The organism is Dietzia aerolata, from assembly GCF_014144865.1.
Classification (GTDB): domain Bacteria; phylum Actinomycetota; class Actinomycetes; order Mycobacteriales; family Mycobacteriaceae; genus Dietzia; species Dietzia aerolata.
The window spans coordinates 1-1,078 of the sequence record NZ_JAALDM010000297.1; the positions used below are offsets into that span (position 1 = coordinate 1).

The 1,078-nt window shown below is 71.1% G+C and carries 2 protein-coding genes; one reads left to right on the plus strand and one right to left on the minus strand.

Going from position 1 to position 1,078, the window contains the following annotated elements; genetic code table 11:
- The coding region (locus G6016_RS15250) for a prephenate dehydrogenase/arogenate dehydrogenase family protein (RefSeq protein ID WP_182633463.1) at positions 1-341 on the minus strand (341 nt) is incomplete at its 3' end.
- 108 nt (positions 342-449) lie between these two features.
- On the opposite strand from G6016_RS15250, the gene G6016_RS15255 reads away from it, so the two are divergent.
- The gene (locus tag G6016_RS15255) at positions 450-989 is read left to right on the plus strand and encodes a tRNA adenosine deaminase-associated protein (protein ID WP_182633462.1); all 540 of its coding nucleotides are present in this window, start codon (positions 450-452) and stop codon (positions 987-989) included.
- The last annotated feature ends 89 nt before the right edge of the window (positions 990-1,078 follow it).

Consider the following 1,078-nt stretch of genomic DNA (forward strand, 5'->3'; position numbering starts at 1 on the left):
CCCGCCATGGGGTGCCCGCCGACGAATCGCGCCGCCAACCCGTGCCGCCGCACCGCCGCGAGGACGGGCGCCTTGACGCTGATCACGTCGGTCAGGGCGACGCCCGGCGCGTGCTCGGCCACCGCGCCCAGTGTCGCGTCGAGGGCAGGTAAGGGCACGGCGACGACGACGAGGGCGTCCCGCTCCGCCGCGAGCCGGAGTGTGTGGGCCAGATCTGTGGAGACGTCGAACCCGGCTGCTGTGGCCGCCTCCGCGGTGGGGGCGGAGCGGTTCCATCCGAAGGCCCGCTTCGCTCCGAGGGCCCGCAGTAGCGATCCGCCGATCAGGCCAACCCCGAGCACGCAGACGGTCGGCTCGAACCCGGGCTCAGGAGTGGTCGGGGGCGGCGTCGCGGAGGTCCCTTCGGTCGTCACCTGACAAGGTTCTCACAGCCGACTACGGTTGAGCCCATGGCCAGCACCTCCGACCGAAGCTCCCGCGACAGTGGGGGAGATGTCGATGATGACGATGTCACCGGCTACGCCCTCGGCGTGATGCAGGAGGGCGGATCCTGGCATATCGCCCGCCTTGAGGATTCGGCTCTGAACAGCCTCGACGACGCCGCTCGGCAGGTGCGTTCCCTGCGTACCGAGGGTGCCTCCTTCGGACTCGTGGACGTGGACAACGAGTACTTCGTGATCCTGCGGCCCGGCCCGTCCGGGATGCGGCTGATGCTGTCGGATGCCACGGCGGCGCTGGACTACGACCTGGCGGCGGACGTGCTCGACGAACTCAACGTGGAGGTCCCCGACCTGTCGGACGAGGAGCTCGAGGACACCGACCCGTGGGGCGAGGGCGACATGGCGATCCTCGAGGATCTCGGGCTGCCGGAGGGCGTGCTGGAGATCATCGTCTCCGAGACCGATCTCTACGCCGACGAGCAGCTGCAGTCCGTGGCCGAGCGGATGGGCTTCGCCGACGAGCTCGATCGGCACCTGCCCGACTCGTGAGCGGCTCGCCGTCGCGGCGCACGGCCGACGAGGCTCTGGTCCGGCGCGCGCTCGAGGTGGCCGCCGCTGCCCCGGCCGAGGACGTGCCC